We start from the raw sequence: 21,416 nt of genomic DNA, 5'->3' as shown, positions 1-21,416 counted from the left end.
GGTACCCAACGACCGGCCGCGTCCCCGGGAAACGACCATGCCCGCCCCCGGGGAAACGTGAGTGCGACCCATGCTCTGGGCAGAACAGTGGGGAGGACGACGCGCAGGGGAGCCGCGGCCCGGGCCGCAGTACAGGTCCGCACCCCTCTGTCCCCCGTCGTTCCACGAGCCGCGGGAGGCTGACAGGTGTCCAGCGCAGCCGAGCAGGAGGCGGTGGCCGGCCATCAGGCCACCGGGAACGGGCGCCAGGCCGCCGCCGCGAACGGCGTACGGCGGCCCGCGCCGCCGCCCACGGTGCCCGCCTGGCCGGGCGCGGCGACGCCGCTGGGCGCCCGGTTCCGGGTCGGCCCGGACGGGGTGGCGGGGACCAACTTCGCGTTGTGGGCGGCCGGGGCGGAGGGGGTCGAGCTGTGCCTCTTCGACGAGGCCGGCAAGGAGTCGCGGGCCCGGCTGACCGAGCTGACGCACGAGATCTGGCACGGCTTCGTGCCGGGCGTGCTGCCCGGACAGCGCTACGGCTACCGGGTGCACGGCCGCTGGGACCCGTGGACCGGCGCCCGCTGGAATCCGGCGAAGCTGCTGCTCGACCCGTACGCGCGGGCGGTGGACGGAGACTTCCGGCTGCCGCCCGAGGTGTACGGGCACGTGCGCGACTGGCCGCAGCAGTACGTCGCCGACACCGTGCGCGACGACCGGGACTCGGCGCCGTACGTACCCAAGGGCGTCGTCGTCCACGATGACGACGACTGGGCCGACGACCGCCGCCCGAAGACCCCGTGGGCGGACTCGGTGATCTACGAGCTGCACGTCAAGGGCTTCACCCGGCTGCACCCGGGCATCCCCGAGGAACTGCGCGGCACCTACGCGGGGCTCGCGCACCCGGCCGCGATCGAGCACCTGGTGAAGCTGGGCGTGACGGCGGTGGAGCTGCTGCCGGTGCACCAGTTCGCGCACGAGGACCATCTGCTGCGCAGAGGCCTCGCGAACTACTGGGGCTACAACTCCATCGGCTACTTCGCCCCGCACGCCGGCTACGCGGCCTCCGGGACGCGGGGCGAGCAGGTCGGCGAGTTCAAGCGCATGGTGCGCGCCCTGCACGCGGCCGGGATCGAGGTCATCCTCGACGTGGTCTACAACCACACGGCGGAGGCGGGCGAACTCGGCCCGACACTGTCCCTGAAGGGCATCGACAACCGCGGCTACTACCGCCTCCAGGACGACCCCCGCCGCTACGCCGACTACACCGGGTGCGGCAACACCCTGCACGTGGTCCAGCCGCAGGTGCTGCGCCTGATCACGGACTCGCTGCGGTACTGGGTGACGGAGATGGGCGTGGACGGCTTCCGCTTCGACCTGGCGGCGGCGCTGGCCCGCTCGATGCACGACGTCGACATGCTCTCCCCGTTCCTGGCGGTCATCGCCCAGGATCCGGTGCTGCGCCGGGTGAAGCTGATCGCCGAGCCGTGGGACGTGGGGTCGGGCGGCTACCAGGTGGGGGCGTTCCCGCCGCTGTGGACGGAGTGGAACGACCGGTACCGCGACGCCGTACGGGACTTCTGGCGGCACGCGCTGCCCGACGTACGGGAGATGGGCTACCGGCTGTCGGGCTCCAGCGACCTGTACGCCTGGGGCGGGCGCAGGCCGTACGCGTCCGTCAACTTCGTCACCGCGCACGACGGCTTCACCCTGCGCGACCTGGTGTCGTACGAGCGCAAGCACAACGAGGCCAACGGCGAGGGCAATCGCGACGGCACGAACGACAACCGGGCCTGGAGCTGCGGCACCGAGGGCGAGACGGACGACGAGGGGATCAGGGCCCTGCGGCGCCGGCAGTTGCGGAACCTGCTGACCACGCTGCTGCTGTCCACCGGTGTGCCGATGCTGGTCGCGGGCGACGAGCTGGGCCGCACCCAGCGCGGCAACAACAACGCGTACTGCCAGGACAACGAGATCAGCTGGGTGGACTGGGGGCTGCTGGAGGACCCCGGGTGGCACGCCCTGTTCGAGCTGACCTCCCGGCTGATCGCGCTGCGCCACCGGCACCCGGTGCTCAGGCGCCGGGCGTTCTTCTCGGGCCGGGCGCAGACCGCGGACGGGCTGCGCGACCTGGCCTGGTTCACGTCCCGGGGCACCGAGATGACGGAGCAGGACTGGTACGCGCCCGCCGCCACGCTGGGGATGTACCTGTCCGGCCGGGACATCCCCGGCCGCGACGAGCGCGGGGCGCAGATCCTCGACGACAGTTTCCTCGCCGTGCTGCACGCGGGCGAGGCGCCGGTGCGTTTCGAACTGCCGGGGCCGCCCTGGGCGGAGCGGTACGAGGTCGTCGTCGACACGAGCCTGGAGGAGCAGGGGGAGGCACCGGGCGTGGAGCATCCGGCGGGGACGGAGATCACGATGCCGGCGCGGGCGGTACTGCTGCTGCGGGTGGCGGGCTGAGGCATCGTTTCGCCTGGTAAGGCTGCCGCATTGTTGCAGGGTGTTGCGGGGCGTTGCGGGTCCGTGAACTCGGTGGGGATCTTCTTGCCACCTCGTCGGACCGCTGGCAGCGTCCATTCCGAGCCGCGGCCTCTCCCCTCAGCCTCTCCAGCAACTTCCAGGACCTTCGCATGCCTGAAATATCCCGTCGTGCCCTTGGTGCCTTCGTCGGCGGTGGTGCCGTGGGTGCCGTCGCCGGTACAGCCGCCGTTGCCGAAGCCGTCCCCGCCGAGCGGCCGTTCCGGGCCCGCCCTGGTGGCACCTCCGGCCGCCGCCCCAACGTCCTCGTCATCCTGGGCGACGACCTCGGCTGGGCCGACCTGTCCTCCTACGGCGCCCCGCACATCAGGACGCCGAACCTGGACCGGCTGGCCCGCCAGGGCGTGCGCTTCACGGACGCCTACTCCGGCTCCTCCACCTGCTCCCCGACCCGGTTCAGCCTCTACACCGGGCGCTATCCCGGCCGTACCAAGGGCGGCCTCGCCGAGCCGATCGCCGACCGGTCGCAGGGCCTGGACCCGAACCATCCCACCCTGGCCTCCCTGTTGAAGAAGGCCGGCTACGCCACCGCGCTCATCGGCAAGTGGCACTGCGGCTGGCTGCCCGACTACAGCCCCACCAAGTCCGGCTGGGACGAGTTCTTCGGCAATCGCGGGGGCGTGCTGGAGTACTTCTCCAAGCTCGGCCAGCTCGGCGACCACGACCTCTACGAGGGGGACGCCGAGTACAAGGACCTGCGGTACTACACGACGGTGCTGACGGAACGGGCCGTCGAGTACGTCGGCCGCGATCACGACCGGCCCTGGCTGCTCAACCTCAACTACACCACCCCGCACTGGCCCTGGCTCGCCGAGGGCGACGAGGAGACCGGCGCCGAGATCGCGGAGAAGATCCGGGCGGCGACGTCACAGGCCGAGGTGAGCAAGGCCCTGAACCACTACGACGGCGGGTCGGTCGCGAAGTACACCCAGATGGTTCAGAGCCTGGACGCGGCCGTCGGCGAGGTACTCGCCGCCCTGCGCCGCTCCGGGCAGGAGGAGAACACCGTCGTGCTGTTCGCCAGCGACAACGGCGGCGAGCGCTGGTCGTACCTGTGGCCCCTCAGCGGCCAGAAGTTCTCCCTCCAGGAGGGCGGCATCCGGGTGCCCACGATCCTGCGCTGGCCCGCCCGGATCGACGGCCGCCAGGTCAGCCACGAGCCGAACTTCTCCCCCGACTGGACCGCCACCCTGCTGGAACTGGCCGGAGCCCGGCCCGACCCGGCGTATCCGCTGGACGGCACAAGCCTCGCCGGGTACCTGCTGCGGGGCCAACGGCTTCCCGAGAGGGACCTGTTCTGGCGGGTGCGCGGCAACCGGGCGCTGAGGCGCGGGAGCTGGAAGTACTACCGGGACTCCGACGGTAAGGACCACCTGTACGACCTCGCCGCCGACGCCCGCGAACAGGCCGACCTCGCCCCCGGCGAGCCGGAGTTGCTCACCGGGCTGAAGGAGGCCTGGGAGACGATCGAGGCGGGGCTGCTGCCGTACCCGGGCTAGCCCAGGATGCCTCGCTCGCAGGCCGAACGCCCAGGTCGTAGGACCAAGGGCGGACCCGGGCTCGGAGGAAACTCGGTGGGCAGTGTCAGTGGCGGTCCGTAGGCTCACTGCTGATGGCCACCACATCTGCCCCCGCCCGGAACCGTTCCGCCGTGCGCTCGCTGCTGCGCCTGTGGCCGTACGTGCGGCCCGCGCGGGCACGGCTGTTCAGCGCCGCGTTCGTGGCGATACTCGCCTCCAGCACGGGCCTGGTGATCCCGCTCGTCCTGAAGTGGATGGTGGACGGGCCGGTGGCCGGCCGGGACCCGGCCGGGGTGTGGCTCGGGGCGCTGTTCCTGCTGCTGCTCGGCTTCGCGGAGGCCCTGCTGTTCGGGCTGCGGCGCTGGCTGGTGGCGCGGCCGCTGGCGCGTGTCGAGGCGTCGATGCGGGCGGATCTGTACCGGCACCTGCAGCGGCTGCCGGTGTCCTTCCACGACCGGTGGGCCTCCGGGCAGTTGCTGTCCCGGGGGATGACGGACCTGATGCTGCTCCGTATGTTCCTCGCCTTCCCGTTGACGTTCCTGCTGGTCAACGGGGTGACGATAGTGATCGGCGTGATCATCATGCTGCTCCAGGACTGGACGCTGGGGCTGGTGATCCTCGGGCCCGCCGTGCCCGTGATGGTGACCTGCGTGGTGTTCGAGAAGCGGTACGCCGCGGTGGCGCGCCGCGCGCAGGACCAGGTCGGCGACTTGACGACGGTCGTCGAGGAGAGCGTGCTCGGCATCCGTGTCATCAAGGGGTTCGGACGTCACCGGAGCCAGGCGCGGGCGTTCCGCGACCTGTCGGCGAGACTGCGCGGCACGGAACTGCGCAAGGCGCGGCTGCTGGCGACGATCTGGGGCGTCATCGTGACGCTGCCCGAGATGGCGATCGGCGCGGCGCTGGTCGTGGGGGTCGTGCAGGTCGCCGACGGGGGCTTGTCGGCGGGCACGCTGGTGGCCTTCCTGTCGACGGCGCTGGCCCTGCGGTGGCCGGTGGAGTCGATCGGATTCCTGCTGGCGATGAGCCAGGAGGCTGCGACGGCGACCGAGCGGTACTTCGAGGTGATGGACGAGGAGGTGGAGGAGCGCCGGGTCCCCACTGGGGGCGGCCGGTCAACAGCCCTGGGAGACAGCGGACTTCGCTTTCACGGCGTCACCTTCCGCTACCCCGACGCCCCGCCCGGGTCCCCGCCCGTCCTCCAGCGCATCGACCTCCACATCCGCCCCGGCGAGTCCATGGCCCTGGTCGGCTCCACCGGCAGTGGCAAGACCACCCTCACGGCACTCATCCCCCGCCTCTACGAACTGACCTCGGGCCGCATCACCCTCGACGGCGTCGACATCACGGACCTCTCCAGGGAAGCCCTGCGCGCCAAGGTCGCCGTCGCCTTCGAGGAACCCACGCTCTTCTCGGCCGCGGTCGGCGACAACGTTCTCATGGGGGCCGACGGCACCGCCGGGACGGCGGAGCTGGAGCGGGCCCTCGCCGTCGCGCAGGCCGACTTCGTGCACGCCCTGCCGCAGGGGACGGACACCCAGGTCGGCGAGCAGGGCCTCAGCCTCTCCGGCGGGCAGCGGCAGCGTCTCGCGCTGGCCAGGGCCGTCGTCGGCCGGCCGGAGTTCCTCGTCCTGGACGACCCGCTGTCGGCGCTGGACGTGCACACCGAGGCCGCCGTGGAGGCCGCCCTGCGGCACGTCCTGGCGGACACGACCGCCCTGATCGTGGCGCACCGCCCCTCCACCGTGCTGCTCGCCGACCGGGTCGCGCTGCTGTCCGGCGGCCGGATCGCCGCCGTCGGCACCCACCACGAACTGCTGCGGACGAACGCCGAGTACGCGCACCTGATGTCAGGGGAAGAGGAGGGCACACGATGACGGCGGCCACCGGCACACCGGCCGACAGGAAGCCCGACGACGAACCCGCCGACCGGACGCCCGCCCCCGGCGACCCCTTCGACCAGGACCTGCTGCCCACTCCCCCGGGCGCCACCGCCGCCCTGCTGCGCTCCCTGCTCGCGCCCCTGAAGGCCCGCGTCACGGTCACGACGATCCTGCTGCTGCTCCAGCAGGCGGTCGTGCAGGCGGGCCCGCTGCTCGTGGCGTACGCCATCGACCGTGCCGTACCGGCGTTCCGGGCCGGCGACCACGGGCCGCTGATCACGGTGGGCGCCGGCTATCTGGCGTGCGCGCTGGCCGCGGGCGGGCTGCAGTGGGCGTTCGTCTCCGCCGCGGCCCGCGTCAGCCAGGACGTGCTGCTCGACCTGCGCGGCCGGATCTTCCGCCACGCGCAGGCGCTGAGCGTCGACTTCCACGAGCGCTACACCTCGGGCCGGCTCATCTCCCGCTCCACGGCGGACGTGGAGTCGCTGCGCGAACTGCTCGACGAGGGCCTGCAAGAGCTCGTGACGGTCATCCTGTCCTTCGTCTACATCTCGGCGATGCTGCTCTGGCTCGACCTGGGCCTCGGGGGCGTGGCGGTGGCGTCCCTGGTGCCGCTCTACGCCCTCGTGCGGCAGTACCGGCGGCGCGCCGGGCGGGTGTACCGGGCGCGGTCCACCGCCATCGCGGCCGTCATCGTGAAGTTCGTCGAGACGATGAACGGCATCCGGCCGGTGCGCGCCTTCCGCCGCGAGGCGGTCAACGACGCTGACTTCGGCCTGCTCAACCAGCGGCACGAGCGGACCAACGGCGACGCGCTGCTGGAGATGGCCCGCTACGTCACCGGCTCGCGGCTGGTCGCCAACACGGCGGTCGCGGCGATCGTCCTGTGGGGCGCCTACCGGGTCGCGGGCGGCACGCTGGCCCTCGGTGTGCTGGCGGCGGCCGTGCTGTACCTGCGGCGGCTGTACGACCCGATCGACCGGCTCGGGATGTTCCTCAACTCGTACCAGTCGGCGGCGGCCTCGCTGGAGAAGATCGCCGGGCTGCTCGCCCAGACCCCGTCCGTCCCCGAGCCGGCGGACCCCCGGCCGCTCCCGCCCCTGGCGAGCGAGCACCCGGGCCGCGAGGTCGTCTTCGACGCCGTCGGCTTCGGCTACCGCACCGGCGGCGAGGTGCTGCCCCGCTTCGACCTCACGATCCCGGCCGGGCAGACGGTCGCGGTCGTCGGCTCCACGGGCGCCGGGAAGTCGACGCTGGCCAAACTGCTGGCCCGGTTCTACGACCCCTCCGAGGGCCGGGTGCTGCTGGACGGCGTCGACCTGCGCGACCTCGCCGTGCCCGAGCTGCGGCGCGGGGTGGTCATGGTGACGCAGGAGTCGTTCCTGTTCTCCGGCACGGTCGCCGAGAACATCGCGATCGGCCGCCCGGACGCCACCCGTGCGGAGATGGAGCAGGCCGCGAAGGAGATCGGCGCGCACGACTTCATCAGCGCCCTGCCCGACGGCTACGACACCGACGTACGCAAGCGCGGCGGCCGCATCTCGGCCGGACAGCGGCAACTGGTCGCGTTCGCGCGGGCGTTGCTGGCCGACCCGGCGGTGCTGATCCTCGACGAGGCGACCAGCTCGCTGGACGTCCCGGGCGAGCGCGCGGTGCAGCGGGCGATGGCGACGGTGCTGAAGGGCCGTACGGCGGTCGTGATCGCGCACCGGCTGTCGACCGTCGAGATCGCGGACCGCGTGCTGGTGATGGAGCAGGGGAAGATCGTCGAGGACGGCGCACCGGCCGAACTCGTCGCGGGCACGGGCAGGTTCGCCGATCTGCACCGGGCCTGGCGGGACAGTCTGGCGTAGCACGGCGGCGGAGGGCGGGCGGATGATCGACGCGTACGAGGACCCCGGTACACCCGACCGCCGTGGTGGTGCCCGCTATCTGTGGTGGCTGGTCACCCGGCAGCCCTGGCGGTGCGCGGCCGGGGCGATGTTCGGCACCGTGTGGATGGTGCTGCTGGCCGCCACGCCGTATCTGATGTCCCGGGCGATCGACGACGGTCTCGAGCCCGGCGACATGAGGGACCTGGTCCTGTGGAGCGGGGCGCTGTTCGCTGTGGGCGCGTTCAACGCCTGGCTGAGCATCATGCGGCACCGCACGATGACCCGGGTGCGGATGGACGCCAACTTCCGGACGGTGAAGGTGGTCGTCGGGCAGGCCGTACGGCTCGGCGCCTCGCTGCGGCGGCAGGCGGGCGCCGGGGAGGTCGTAACGATCGGCGTGGGCGACGTGCAGACGGTCAGCCAGTCGCTGACGGTCGTCGGGCCCGGGATCGGCGCGGTCGTGGGGTATCTGGTGATCGCCGCGCTGCTGGTGTCGGTCTCGAAGGCCGTCGCGCTGGTCGTGCTGCTCGGCATTCCGGTGCTCGCGCTGCTGGTCGGTCCGCTGCTCGGCCGGTTGCAGGGCTCGGAGGCGGAGTACCGGGAGCGGCAGGGCGTGCTGACCGCGCGGATCGGTGACCTCGCGGGCGGACTGCGGGTCCTCGCCGGCCTGGGCGGCAAGCGGCTGGTGGCGGACGCCTTCCGGCAGGACTCACGGCGGCTGCGTGAGCAGGGGTATCGCGTGGGGGCGGTGACGAGCTGGGTGCAGGCACTGGGGGCCGGGCTGCCGACCCTGTTCCTCGCGGTGGTGACCTGGCTCGCGGCCCGGCTCGCGGCGCAGGGCGACATCACGGTGGGTCAGCTGGTGTCCGTCTACGGCTATGCGGCCGTGCTGGTGTGGCCGGTGGCCTTCCTGGTCGAGTGCGGCTACCAGATCAGCCGCGGCGTGGTGTGCGCACGCCGGGTCGTACGGTTCCTGCGCCTGGAGCCGATGGCCGACACGGGCACGCTGGACGCGCCTTCCGAACCCTCGGCCCTGTACGACCCCGAGTCGGGCGTACGGGTCCTGCCGGGCCGCCTCACCGCCCTGGTCGGGGAACACCCCGCCGACGCCACAACGATCCTGGACCGCCTCGGCCGATACGTGCCCTCGAACGCGACGTGGGGCGGAGTATGTCTGGACGACATCGCGCTCTCCCAGATCCGCGAACACATCCTGCTGGCCGACCACGAAGCCGACCTGTTCGCGGGCGCCCTGCGCGATGTGATCGGGTCTGCTGGCACTGGCTTGAGGGGCGCGGGGAACTGCGCGACAAGCCACAACGCGTCCGCGGCCGCCGAACAACCCGACATGGCCCCCCTGAAGGCGCTCCACGCGGCCGCAGCCGATGACATCGTCCAGTCACTCCCGAACGGCCTCGACACCCCCATGGACGCCCAGGCCAGAAACCTCAGCGGCGGCCAGCGCCAACGCATCCGCCTGGCCAGAGCCCTCCTCACCGACCCGGAGATCCTCCTGGCCATCGAGCCCACCTCGGCCCTCGACGCCCACACCGAGGCCACGGTCGCCGCCCGGCTGCGCAAGGCGAGGGAAGGCCGCACCACGGTCGTGACCACCACCTCCCCCCTCGTCCTGGACCGCTCGGACACCGTCCACTACCTCAAGGACGGCAAGGTCGAAGCCTCCGGCACCCACCACGAACTGCTCGGCATCAACCCCGGCTACCGGGCCCTCGTCGCGAGGGACACCGAGGAGGTCGTGCGATGAGCCACGGTCACCTGCCGGTCGCCGAACGGGCCGACGTCCGGCGCGCCCTGGCCGGCCTCGTCCGCGCCGATGCCCGGGCCTTCGGAGTCGTCCTGGCCCTCAACGCGCTCACCGCCCTGGTCGGCCTGGCAGGACCCTGGCTGCTGGGCCGGATGATCGACGACGTGCGGGCCGGGCGCGGGACGGCCGCCGTGGACCGGCTGGCCCTGCTCCTCGTGCTGTGCGCCCTGGCGCAGGTACTGCTGGCCCGCTGGGCCCGGTACGCGGGGCACCGTTTCGGGGAGCGGACCCTGGCCCGGGTGCGGGAGCGGTTCTTGGACCGGGCACTGACCCTGCCCGCTTCGGTCGTGGAGCGGGCCGGCACCGGTGACCTGACGGCACGCGGGACGGCGGACGTGACGACCGTCGGAAACACCCTGCGCGACGCGGGTCCCGTCCTGCTCGTCAACCTGGTCCAGGCGCTCTTCCTGGTCGCCGCGGTGTTCCTGATGGACCCGCTGCTCGGCGCTCTCGGGGTGCTGGCGCTGACGCCGATCTGGATCGCGTTGCGCTGGTATCTGCGCCGGGCCCGGGACGGGTATCTCGCCGAGGGGGCCGCCACCTCGGACGTCGCGGAGATCGTGGCGTCGACGGCGGCCGGGGCACGCACGGTGGAGGCGTTCGGGCTCCAGGAGCGGCGTACGGCCGCGAGCCGGGACGCTCTGGAGGCCTCCCGCCGCACCCGCTTCTACACGCTGTTCCTGCGTTCGGTGTTCTTCCCGGTGATGGAGACGTCGTACATCCTCCCGGTCGCCGGAGTGCTGGTGGCCGGCGGCGCGCTGCACGCGTCCGGTGCGATGAGCCTCGGAGCGGTGGTGGCGGCGGCACTGTATCTGCACCAGTTGAGCGCGCCGCTGGACGAGGTCCTGGTACGGATCGAGCAACTCCAGGCCGGTGGCGCATCCTTCGCCCGGGTGGAGGGGCTCGCCCGGGCTCCGCACGCCCCCGGGGAGAGCGACGGTCCGGATCCGGACGGCGACCGCATCGACGTCACCGGCGTGCGCTACGCCTACGACGGCGGCGTCGAGGTGCTGCACGGCGTCGATCTGACGGTGCGGCCCGGGGAGCGGCTGGCCCTGGTCGGGCCCTCCGGGGCCGGAAAGACCACGCTGAGCCGGCTGATGGCGGGTATCGACGCGCCGACCGCCGGCTCGGTGACGGTCGGCGGCGTGCCCGTGGTCGGGCTGGGACCGGAGCGGCTGCGCCGCCAGGTCGTCCTGGTCACCCAGGAGCACCATGTGTTCCTCGGCTCGGTCCGTGACAACCTGCGGATCGCCGAACCGGCCGCGAGCGCGACGCAGTTGTGGGACGCGCTGGCCGTGGTCGGCGCCGACACCTGGGTGCGGGAGCTGCCGGAGGGCCTGGACACCCGACTGGGGCAGGGTGGTTGCCGCACCGACGGCTCGCAGGCCCAGCAACTCGCCCTGGCCCGGGTGGTGCTGGCGGACCCGCACACGCTGATCCTGGACGAGGCGACCGCCCTGCTCGACCCGACGACCGCCCGGCACACCGAACGCGCCCTGGCCGCCGTGCTGGAGGGGCGCACGGTCATCGCCGTCGCCCACCGGCTGCACACCGCGCACGACGCCGACCGGGTCGCGGTGATGGAGGACGGCCGGCTGACCGAACTGGGCAGGCACGACGAACTGGTGGCGGCGGGCGGGGCGTACGCGGCCCTGTGGCACTCCTGGCACGGGGATCTGCCCGAGAGCCGGGAAGGGTCCGGACAACAAGAGTCCGGACCGAAAGAGTCCGTATAGCGAACATGAACTTCCGGTCAACGAACCTTTTCCGGCCATACTCTTGACGCGGTCCTGACAGAAAGCGCACTCCCCTGCCACGCTTCCCACGACTGCTCTACAGAAACCCCACTGCAACACCTCCACCTCCCCAGGCCGGGCGACCCCCGGCCATGCAGAAGGAGTCAGTGTTGAGAAGCAGTTCCTCGCGAAGAGGCATCTCCCACAGACGCACTCCCCACACCCCTCGCCGTACCGCGGCCGTGGCCCTCGCCGGCGTCGCCGCGCTGATCGCCACCGCCGTCCAGGCCGGTACCGCCACCGCGGCCCCGGAGAACAGGGCTCCGGCGGCCGCGAGCAAGGCGAAGCCGGGCTCGGAATCGATCAAGCTCACCCCCGCCCAGCGCGCCGCGCTGATCCGGGAGGCGAACGCCGGCAAGGCCGAGACCGCCGAGGACCTGGGCCTCGGCGCCCAGGAGAAGCTGGTCGTCCGCGACGTCCTGAAGGACCGTGACGGCACCGTGCACACGCGCTACGAGCGCACCTACGCGGGCCTGCCCGTCCTCGGCGGCGACCTGGTCGTGGAGAGCACGAAGGCCGACGCCACGGCGTCCGTCACGAAGGCCACCCGCGCCGCGATCAAGCCCGCCACGACGAAGGCGGCGGTGTCCGTCGCGAAGGCCCGGCAGCAGGCCCTCACCGCGGGCAAGGCCGACGAGGCCAAGAACCCGGACATCAACCGCGAGCCCCGCAAGGTGATCTGGGCCGCGAGCGGCAAGCCCGTCGTGGCGTACGAGACGGTCGTCGGCGGCTTCCAGCACGACGGCACCCCGCAGGAACTGCACGTGGTCACCGACGCCACCACCGGCGCCAAGCTGTACGAGTGGGAGGCCATCGAGACCGGGACCGGCAACACGGTCTACAGCGGCACGGTCGACCTCACCACGACCCAGTCCGGGTCGACGTACAACCTCACCGACGGCGCCCGCGGCAACCACAAGACGTATAACCTCAACCGCGGCACCTCCGGCACCGGCACCCTCTTCTCCGGCCCCGACGACGTGTGGGGCAACGGCACCCCCTCCAACCTGGAGTCGGCCGGCGCCGACGCCCACTACGGGGCCGCGCTGACCTGGGACTACTACAAGAACGTGCACGGCCGCAGCGGCATCCGCGGTGACGGCGTGGGCGCCTACTCCCGGGTCCACTACGGCAACAACTACGTCAACGCCTTCTGGTCGGACAGCTGCTTCTGCATGACGTACGGCGACGGCTCGGGCAACGCGAACCCGCTGACGTCGATCGACGTGGCCGCCCACGAGATGACCCACGGTCTGACGTCGAACACCGCGGGCCTCAACTACAGCGGCGAGTCCGGCGGTCTGAACGAGGCCACCAGCGACATCTTCGGCGCGACCGTCGAGTTCTACGCGAACAACTCCTCCGACGTCGGTGACTACCTCATCGGCGAGGAGATCGACATCAACGGCGACGGAACCCCGCTGCGCTACATGGACAAGCCGAGCAAGGACGGCTCGTCCAAGGACAGCTGGTACTCCGGCATCGGGTCGATCGACGTGCACTACTCGTCCGGTCCCGCGAACCACTTCTTCTACCTCCTGTCGGAGGGCAGCGGCACCAAGACCATCAACGGTGTCACGTACAACTCGGCAACCTCGGACGGGCTTCCGGTCACCGGCATCGGCCGGGACAAGGCGGAGAAGATCTGGTTCCGCGCGCTGACCACGAAGTTCACGTCCACCACCAACTACGCGGGCGCCCGCACCGGCACCCTCGCCGCGACCGGTGAGCTCTACGGCACCGACAGCGCCGAGTACAAGGCGGTCCAGCACGCGTGGGCGGGCATCAACGTCGGCACCCGTCCCGGCGACGGAGGCGGCGGCGGTACGTCCTTCGAGAACGCCGCGGACGTGGCGATCCCGGACCGGGGCGCGGCGGTCACCTCGCCGGTCACCGTCACCGGCCGGACGGGCAACGCGCCCGCCAACCTCCAGGTCGCCGTGGACATCGTCCACACCTACATCGGTGACCTCAAGGTGGATCTGGTCGCCCCCGACGGCACGGCGTACACGCTGAAGGGCTACAACACCGGCGGCAGCGCGGACAACATCAACGAGACCTACACGGTGAACGCCTCCTCCGAGGTCGCCAACGGCACCTGGCAGCTGCGGGTCCAGGACAACGCGGCCATCGACACCGGCTACATCAACAGCTGGAAGCTCACCTTCCCGTAGGCCGGCGGGCCTCTGAGTCAGGGCGCCGCCCCGGTGGGTTCGACTCCCCCGGGACGGCGCCCGCTTCACATGCCCGGAACCGTCGGCCTGTCGTCGATTTCCGGCCAACATCACACGCTTCTCCTGACATGCACACGCTACTGGTGCCACTCTTCCCCCACCCGCCGCACAGCACCCCAGCAGTTCCCCCACATCAAGGAGCTCGTGTGACCCCCCTCTACGCGCGTCACAAGCGCACCACCCTGGCCATCGCCACCGCCGTCGCCGCCGGCGCCCTGCTCACCACCGGTCTGACCTCCGGCAGCAGCGTCGCCGCCGACTCCTCCTCCAAGCCGGTCCTCGCCGCCGCCCCCGTACTGCTCTCGGCGCCCGCCCGCACGGCTCTCGTCAAGGAGCAGCAGGCGGACGCCGCGAAGACCGCCGACGAGATAGGCCTCGGCGAACAGGAGAAGCTGATCGTCAAGGACGTCGTGAAGGACGTCGACGGCACGGTCCACACGCGCTACGAGCGCACCTACGCGGGCCTGCCCGTCCTCGGCGGCGACCTCGTCGTGCACGAGTCGAAGTCCGGTGCGACCAAGGGCGTGACCAGAGCGACGAAGGCCACCGTCAAGGTCGCCTCCCTCAAGCCGGCGGTCGCCGCCGCCAAGGCCGAGAAGCAGGCCGTGACCCTCGCCAAGGCGGCCGGCTCGGAGCAGACCGAGGCGAACTCCGCTCCCCGCAAGGTGATCTGGGCGGCCGACGGCAAGCCCGTCCTCGCCTACGAGACCGTCGTCGGCGGCCTCCAGGAGGACGGCACGCCGAACGAACTGCACGTCGTCACCGACGCCGCCACCGGCAAGAAGCTCTACGAGCACCAGGCCATCGAGACCGGCACCGGCAACACCACGTACAGCGGCAAGGTCGACCTCACGACCACCAAGTCCGGGTCGACGTACAACCTGACGGACGGCACCCGCGGCGGCCACAAGACGTACAACCTGGGCCGCGGCACCTCCGGCACCGGCACCCTCTTCTCCGGCGCGGACGACGTCTGGGGCACCGGCAACCCGTCCAACCTGGAGACCGCCGCCGCCGACGCGCACTACGGCGCCCAGGTGACCTGGGACTTCTACAAGAGCACCTTCGGCCGCAGCGGCATCCGCAACGACGGCAAGGCCGCCTACTCGCGTGTCCACTACGGCAACGCCTACGTCAACGCCTTCTGGTCGGACAGCTGCTTCTGCATGACCTACGGCGACGGCTCGGGCAACACCAACCCGCTGACCTCGCTCGACGTGGCCGCCCACGAGATGAGCCACGGCCTGACGTCGGCCACGGCCGGCCTCAACTACAGCGGCGAGTCCGGCGGCCTGAACGAGGCCACCAGCGACATCTTCGGCGCGGGCGCCGAGTTCTTCGCCAACAACTCCTCCGACGTCGGTGACTACCTCATCGGCGAGGAGATCGACATCAACGGCGACGGCAGCCCGCTGCGCTACATGGACAAGCCCAGCAAGGACGGCGACTCCGCCGACGCCTGGTCCTCCAGCCTGGGCGGCCTGGACGTCCACTACTCCTCCGGTCCCGCCAACCACTTCTTCTACCTGCTGTCCGAGGGCAGCGGCTCGAAGACCATCAACGGCGTGACCTACAACTCGCCCACCTCCAACGGCTCCACGGTCACCGGCATCGGCCGCACCAAGGCGCTGCAGATCTGGTACAAGGCGCTGACGACGTACATGACGTCGACGACCAAGTACGCGCAGGCCCGCACGGCGACCCTGAACGCGGCCTCGGCGCTCTACGGCGCGAGCAGCACCGAGTACAAGGCGGTCGCCGCCGCCTGGTCCGCGGTCAACGTCGGCTGACCGAAGCGCGACATAGGGCGGTACCCGGAGCGAAGGCAGGTCCGGGTATCGCCCTACTCTTGGGGACCATGTCTTCGGAGGACTTCACGTACGCCGATGTCGGCGCCACCCGCGAGGAGCACTACTGCCCCCCGGGCTTCCACCCCATGAACGTGCGCACCCGCCTCGGGGAGGGCGAGGAGGTCTTCCGACGGGCCTCGGAGGCGGTGCTCACCTGGGAGATGCACCGGGCCATGGGCGTCGGCGTCGACGCGAGCGCGGAACGGGCCGCCCCCGGCGTCGACGTCACCGTCACCCTCGCCGGCATGATCAAGGCCCCCTGCCGCGTGGTCTGGACCCTGGAGGAACCCCGCCGGGCGGGCTGGGCCTACGGCACCTTGCCTGGCCACCCGGAGAGCGGCGAGGAGTCCTTCGTGGTCGACCGCACGGGAGACGGCACGGTGTGGCTGACGGTGAACGCGTTCAGCCGCGCGGCCAAGTGGTACGCCAGGGCGGGCGGCCCGGCGACCAGGGGGTTCCAGCACGCATATGCCCGCCGCTGCGGCACAGTCCTACGGAACATCGCAACACAGGGTGGTGACGGCACCTAGGGCCTGTCGTTTGGATCACAACGCAGGGAATCGGCAGCACTTCTTCGACGCCGGTGAGCGGGGCCTGGTGCGTGCAGCTGCAAGGCGGAGGAGGGAGTCGACGCGATGGGGGCCCCGCCCGCGCGAGCGAAGCCGAGCGTGGGGGAGTCGGCGACCGACGAGAACGCGGCAGATGTGCGTGCCAGGCCCCGCGTCTGCGGCGTGATCCAAACGACAGGCCCTAGGGGCGCGAGGCTGCATCTATTTGCGGCTCCGCCGCGTGGGCGCGACCAGCCCCCACGCACCCGCGCACCTAGGGGCGCGGGGAACTGCGCTACAAGCCCCCACGCGCCCGCAGACGGCGAACTCACCGCATCAACAACCCCGCAGCCGAGACCAGCTCCTCAGAAGGCCCGGCCACCAAGCCCAATTCCGCACTGGAAGCCAACAGCCGGTGAGCCGGCAGAATCCGCACCGTGTACCCGAACGGCCCGGTCCGATCCAGCGACAAGGCCCCTTCGTACACCCACCGCCCGTCCTCCCCGGGGGACCCGACCGGCTTCAGAGGAACAACCGCCGCGTCCCCGATCCGGTCCTCCTCGTCCACCCGCCCCGACACCACCTGAACCTCGACATCATCAGGCCCGAGATCCCCGAGCCCGACCCGCACCCGAAGCCCCAGCGTCGTACCCAGCTCCGCCAGCGCCTCCGACACCGACGTCTCCACATGGTCGACGGTGACCCCCGGCCAGGCGGCCCGCACCCTCGCCTTCCACTCGGCGAGCTCACGCGCGGGATCCGGCCCCATCGAGCGATGCGCGAGCGCCGCCGGCGTGTAGAGACGCTCGACGTACTCGCGGACCATGCGCCCGGCCAGCACCTTAGGCCCGAGCAGGCTCAGGGTCCGGCGGACCATCTCGATCCAGCGGTCGGGCAGCCCGCTGCGGCCGCGCTCGTAGAAGCGGGGCGTCACCCGCTGCTCCAGCAGGTCGTACAGCGCCGCGGCCTCTATGTCGTCGCGGCGGTCCGGGTCGGTCCCGACACCGTCGGCCGTGGGGATGGCCCAGCCGAAGTCCGGCTGGAACCACTCGTCCCACCACCCGTCGAGGACGGACAGATTCAGACAACCGTTGAGCGCCGCCTTCATCCCGGACGTGCCGCAGGCCTCCAGCGGCCGGAGCGGATTGTTCAGCCAGATGTCGCAGCCCGGGTACAGCTTCTGCGCCATGCCCATGCCGTAGTCGGGCAGGAACACGAGCCGGTGCCGCACCCGCGGATCGTCCGCGAACCGCACCAGTTCCTGGACCAGCCGCTTCCCGCCGTCGTCCGCGGGGTGCGCCTTGCCCGCCACGACGATCTGGACCGGCCGCTCCGAGTGCAGCAGCAGGTCCATCAGCCGGTCGCGGTCGCGCAGCATCAGCGTCAGACGCTTGTACGACGGGACGCGCCGGGCGAAGCCGATCGTGAGGACGTCCGGGTCGAGCACGCCGTCGATCCAGCCCAGCTCGGCCGTACCGGCCCCGCGCTGCCGCCAGGAGGCCCTCAGCCGCTCCCGCACCTCGGTCACGAGCTGTTCGCGCAGGCCCCGCCGCAGCTCCCAGATCTCCTGGTCGGGGATGTCCGCCACCGCGTCCCAGCGGTCCGAGCCGCCGACGGTCAGCGCGTCCTCGGCGCGCTGGACGCCGATCTGCCGGGCGCCGAGCCGGAACACCTCGGGGGCGACCCAGGTGGGCGCGTGCACCCCGTTGGTCACGGACGTGATCGGCACCTCGTCGGCGTCGAAGCCGGGCCACAGGCCGGAGAACATCTCGCGGCTGACGTTGCCGTGCAGCAGGGACACCCCGTTGGCGCGCTGGGCCAGGCGCAGGCCCATCACGGCCATGTTGAACAGGTTGGGCTCCCCGCCGGGGTAGGTCTCCATGCCGAGTCGCAGGACACGCTGGACGTCGATGCGGGGCAGTTCGGCGTCGGGGCCGAAGTGGCGGGCCACCAGCTCGCGGTCGAAGCGGTCGATGCCGGCCGGGACGGGGGTGTGGGTGGTGAAGACGGTCCCGGAGCGGACCGCCTCCAGCGCCGCGTCGAAGTCCGAGCCCGCCGCGCAGAGTTCGGCGATCCGCTCCAGACCGAGGAACCCGGCGTGCCCCTCGTTGGTGTGGAACACCTCGGGCGCGGGGTGCCCGGTCAGCCGGCAGTACGTCCGGACCGCCCGCACACCTCCTATCCCCAGCAGCATCTCCTGCAGCAGCCGGTGCTCGCTGCCGCCGCCGTAGAGCCGGTCGGTCACGCCGCGCTCGCCGAGGTCGTTCTCCTCGACGTCCGAGTCCAGCATCAGCAGCGGGACGCGGCCGACCTGCGCCAGCCAGATCCGGGCGCGCAGCTGCTTGCCGCCGGGCAGGGCCAGGGCGACCTGGGCGGGGGTGCCGTCGGGCTCCTCCAGGAGGACCAGGGGCAGCTCGTTGGGGTCGAGGACGGGGTAGTGCTCCTGCTGCCAGCCGTCCCGGGAGAGGGTCTGGCGGAAGTAGCCGTGCCGGTAGAGCAGGCCGACGCCGATCAGCGGGACGCCCAGGTCGCTGGCGGCCTTCAGATGGTCGCCGGCCAGGATGCCGAGGCCGCCGGAGTACTGCGGCAGGGCGGCCGTGATGCCGAACTCGGGTGAGAAGTAGGCGACCGCGGCGGGAAGTTCCTCGGGCTGGGCCTGGTACCAGCGGTCGCCTGTCATGTAGTCGTGCAGATCGCCCGCGACCGCGGCGAGGCGGCGCAGGAACCGGCGGTCCTCGGCCAGGTCAGCGAGCCGCGCGGGCGGCACGCTGCCCAGCAGCCGGACCGGGTCGCACCCGGAGGCGGCCCAGCGCTCGGGGTCGACGGACTGGAACAGATCTCGGGTCTCCGTGTGCCACGACCACCGCAGGTTGCGGGCCAGATCGCCGATCGGCCGGAGGGGGTCGGGGAGAACGGGTCGGACGGTGAATCGACGGATCGCCTTCACGGGTTCCACCTCGGCGCGTTCGCAGGTTGACGCAGGGCTGTGACACAGGGCTTCATCGACGTCTCCTACGACAGTACCGGCGGATGTGCCGCCGCCGCTGAGGCTCCGCCGCCGGACCCCCGATCGGCCGGAACCACACCATCCACGGATATGGCCGATTCCACCCCCATAGGCGTCCTTGTGGTGTTTCACGCGCCACGAGAGGCTGCCTCTGGCGTACCGGCCCGAGCCCGCCGCACGCGGCGCCGCGCTGCCGCCGTACGCCGAGTCGAGGAGGGGAACTCGGACCATGGCACGGACGCGTACACGGCGCCCGCGCTGGACGGGGGGCCTGGCCGCTGCGGTCTGCGCCGCGGTGTTTTCGGCCATCACCCTGCCCGCGCACGCCGTACCGGAGGGGCGGATACTCGGCGCCGGAGGACCCGGCTCCGTCCACGGCAGCTATCTGGTGACACTGAAGGAGGGCACGCGGGCACCGTCGGGGGCCGGAAGGAGCCTGGCCGAGACGTACGGGGTGGACATCAGCCACACCTACGGCACGGTCCTGAACGGCTACGCGATCAGGGCGGACGCGAGACAGGCCGCACGGCTCGCCGCCGACCCGCGGGTCGCCTCGGTCGTCCAGGACACCCGCGTACGGCTGGAGGGCACGCGGCGGACCCCGGCGTCCTGGGGGCTGGACCGCGTCGACCAGCCGGGTCTGCCCCTGGACCGGAGCTTCACCCGGCCCGAGTCGGCGGGTGCCGGGGTGACGGTGTACGTGATCGACACCGGCGTCCGGACCACCCACCGGGACGTCGGGGGCCGGGCGGGCCACGGCTGGGACTTCGTCGGGAACGACAAGGTCGCGGCGGACGCCAACGGCCACGGCACGCACGTCGCCGGCACGGTCGCCGGGAGGACCCACGGCGTCGCCGACAAGGCCCGGATCGTCTCCGTACGCGTCCTCGACGCGGCGGGCGCGGGCACCACGGCCCGGGTGATCGCCGGGATCGACTGGGTGACCCGGCACGCGAGGAAGCCCGCGGTCGCCAACCTCAGTCTGGGCGGCCCGCGCAACGACCGGCTCGACGCCGCCGTCCGCGCGTCCATCGCCTCCGGCGTCAGCTACACGGTCGCCGCGGGCAACGACGGCAGGCCTGCCGGGCTGTACTCCCCGGCGGGCGTCAAGCAGGCGATCACGGTCGGCGCGACCGACCGCGGGGATACAAAACCGGCCTTCTCCAACCACGGTCCGGCCCTCGATCTCTTCGCACCGGGCGTCGAAATCACCTCCGCCACCGCCACGAGCGACACCGCGCGGGCCACGTTCTCGGGCACCTCGATGGCCTCTCCGCACGCGGCGGGCGCGGCCGCGCTGTATCTGGCCGATCATCCGAAAGCGACTCCGTCCCAGGTCGGGAGGGCTCTGACCACGGGAGCGGCGACCGGGAAGATCTCCGGCCGGGGTATCGGTTCGCCGGACAAGTTACTGCGGGTGCCGCACTCGTAGGGCGAAGGAGCAGCCACACGCAGGGGCCGGCCTCGTCCGTCGCGGACGAGGCCGGTCTTGTGTGTCGACATACCCCTGAGTAGTTAACAAAGTGCCGGATTGCCCACCCGAATAGGGTGGGAAGGCTCCTGCGGGTACCCCTCTCAGGAGCACCACGCAGGACCCACCTCCCCATAGACCTCCGCCCACCCACGTTGACGCGGACAGGAGCGGTCATGCCCGCCAAGCACCCTTCGTCACCACCCCCCACCCGCCGCACCGGGGCGCGCGCGCCCGGCGGCGGGGCACCCCCCGTGCGCCCGGCCGACGCCGGTCCACCGGTCCCGCAACCACCCCCCGCCGGCGAGGCGACCGCCGTCGGGCGCATACCCGTGCTCGATGTCCGTCCGGTCGTCCAGCGCGGCCGCCGGCCGGCGAAGGCGGTGACCGGCGAGACCTTCGAGATCTCGGCGACCGTGTTCCGGGAGGGGCACGACGCGGTGGCCGCCAACGCCGTCCTGAGGGACCCCGAGGGCCGCCCCGGCCCGTGGACACCTCTGCGGGAACTGGCCCCCGGCACGGACCGGTGGGGTGCCACGGTCACCGCCGGGCAGCCCGGCCTGTGGACGTTCACCGTGGAGGCGTGGGGCGACCCGATCGGCACCTGGCGCCACCACGCGCAGATCAAGATCCCGGCCGGCATGGACACGGACGTCGTCCTGGAGGAGGGCGCGCGCCTGTACGAGCGGGCCGCCGACGGAGTGCCCGAGGAGGACGGCCTGCGGGGCGTGGTCCTGGCCGCGGTCGACGCCCTGCGGGACGAGAGCCGCCCGGCGGCCACGCGGCTCGCCGGGGCGTTGGCGCCGGAGGTGGAGGAGGTGCTGGCCCGGCATCCGCTGCGGGACCTGGTGACGACCTCCGAGCCCCTGCCGCTGCTGGTGGAGCGGG

The 21,416-nt window shown here is 71.9% G+C and carries 12 protein-coding genes; 11 read left to right on the top strand and 1 reads right to left on the bottom strand.

Annotated elements, in window-relative coordinates; all coding sequences use genetic code 11:
- Positions 1-186 precede the first annotated feature (186 nt).
- From glgX to ACFZBT_RS13565, 9 genes are all read left to right on the top strand, one after another.
- Complete coding sequence (gene glgX, locus ACFZBT_RS13605; protein WP_391102380.1) at positions 187-2,439, top strand: glycogen debranching protein GlgX; 2,253 nt, start codon at positions 187-189, stop codon at positions 2,437-2,439.
- A 170-nt stretch (positions 2,440-2,609) separates the two neighbouring features.
- Positions 2,610-4,016, top strand: a complete 1,407-nt coding sequence (locus tag ACFZBT_RS13600; protein ID WP_391102377.1) for a sulfatase-like hydrolase/transferase — start codon at positions 2,610-2,612, stop codon at positions 4,014-4,016.
- 113 nt (positions 4,017-4,129) lie between these two features.
- Positions 4,130-5,914 carry an ABC transporter transmembrane domain-containing protein gene (locus tag ACFZBT_RS13595; protein ID WP_391102374.1) on the top strand — a complete coding sequence of 595 codons (1,785 nt, stop codon included), beginning with the start codon at positions 4,130-4,132 and terminating at the stop codon, positions 5,912-5,914.
- Entirely contained in the window at positions 5,911-7,773 is a 1,863-nt protein-coding gene (locus ACFZBT_RS13590; protein ID WP_391102370.1) for an ATP-binding cassette domain-containing protein, read from the top strand. Before ACFZBT_RS13595 ends, ACFZBT_RS13590 begins: the two co-directional genes overlap by 4 nt.
- A 22-nt stretch (positions 7,774-7,795) precedes the next feature.
- Positions 7,796-9,559 (top strand): ABC transporter transmembrane domain-containing protein, encoded by a 1,764-nt coding sequence (locus tag ACFZBT_RS13585; protein WP_391102368.1) that lies wholly within the window; start codon positions 7,796-7,798, stop codon positions 9,557-9,559.
- Positions 9,556-11,358, top strand: coding sequence for an ABC transporter transmembrane domain-containing protein (locus ACFZBT_RS13580; RefSeq protein WP_391102366.1), 1,803 nt, complete (start codon positions 9,556-9,558; stop codon positions 11,356-11,358). Before ACFZBT_RS13585 ends, ACFZBT_RS13580 begins: the two co-directional genes overlap by 4 nt.
- Positions 11,359-11,510: 152 nt before the next feature.
- On the top strand, positions 11,511-13,592 hold the full coding sequence (locus ACFZBT_RS13575) for a M4 family metallopeptidase (RefSeq protein ID WP_391102364.1): 2,082 nt from the start codon (positions 11,511-11,513) through the stop codon (positions 13,590-13,592).
- 206 nt (positions 13,593-13,798) lie between these two features.
- A complete protein-coding gene (locus ACFZBT_RS13570; protein WP_391102361.1) occupies positions 13,799-15,442 on the top strand; it encodes a M4 family metallopeptidase in 1,644 nt (547 codons plus the stop codon).
- A gap of 68 nt (positions 15,443-15,510) precedes the next feature.
- Positions 15,511-16,032, top strand: a complete 522-nt coding sequence (locus ACFZBT_RS13565; protein ID WP_391102359.1) for a DUF1990 family protein — start codon at positions 15,511-15,513, stop codon at positions 16,030-16,032.
- Positions 16,033-16,378: 346 nt separating this feature from the next.
- Here the strand turns inward: ACFZBT_RS13565 and ACFZBT_RS13560 are convergent, their stop codons facing one another.
- Positions 16,379-18,997: an alpha-glucan family phosphorylase gene (locus ACFZBT_RS13560; protein ID WP_391102357.1), complete on the bottom strand. Its 2,619-nt coding sequence runs from the start codon at positions 18,995-18,997 to the stop codon at positions 16,379-16,381.
- Between the two features lie 289 nt (positions 18,998-19,286).
- On the opposite strand from ACFZBT_RS13560, the gene ACFZBT_RS13555 reads away from it, so the two are divergent.
- Positions 19,287-20,489 carry a S8 family serine peptidase gene (locus ACFZBT_RS13555; RefSeq protein WP_391102355.1) on the top strand — a complete coding sequence of 401 codons (1,203 nt, stop codon included), beginning with the start codon at positions 19,287-19,289 and terminating at the stop codon, positions 20,487-20,489.
- Between the two features lie 215 nt (positions 20,490-20,704).
- A partial coding sequence (locus ACFZBT_RS13550; protein ID WP_391102352.1) for a maltotransferase domain-containing protein occupies positions 20,705-21,416 on the top strand: 712 nt, incomplete at its 3' end.

Source organism: Streptomyces sp. NPDC008137 (assembly GCF_042957035.1).
Taxonomy (GTDB): Bacteria; Actinomycetota; Actinomycetes; order Streptomycetales; family Streptomycetaceae; genus Streptomyces.
The sequence above is the reverse complement of the archived record's forward strand: the minus strand, read 5'-3'. Positions and strand labels throughout refer to the sequence as shown.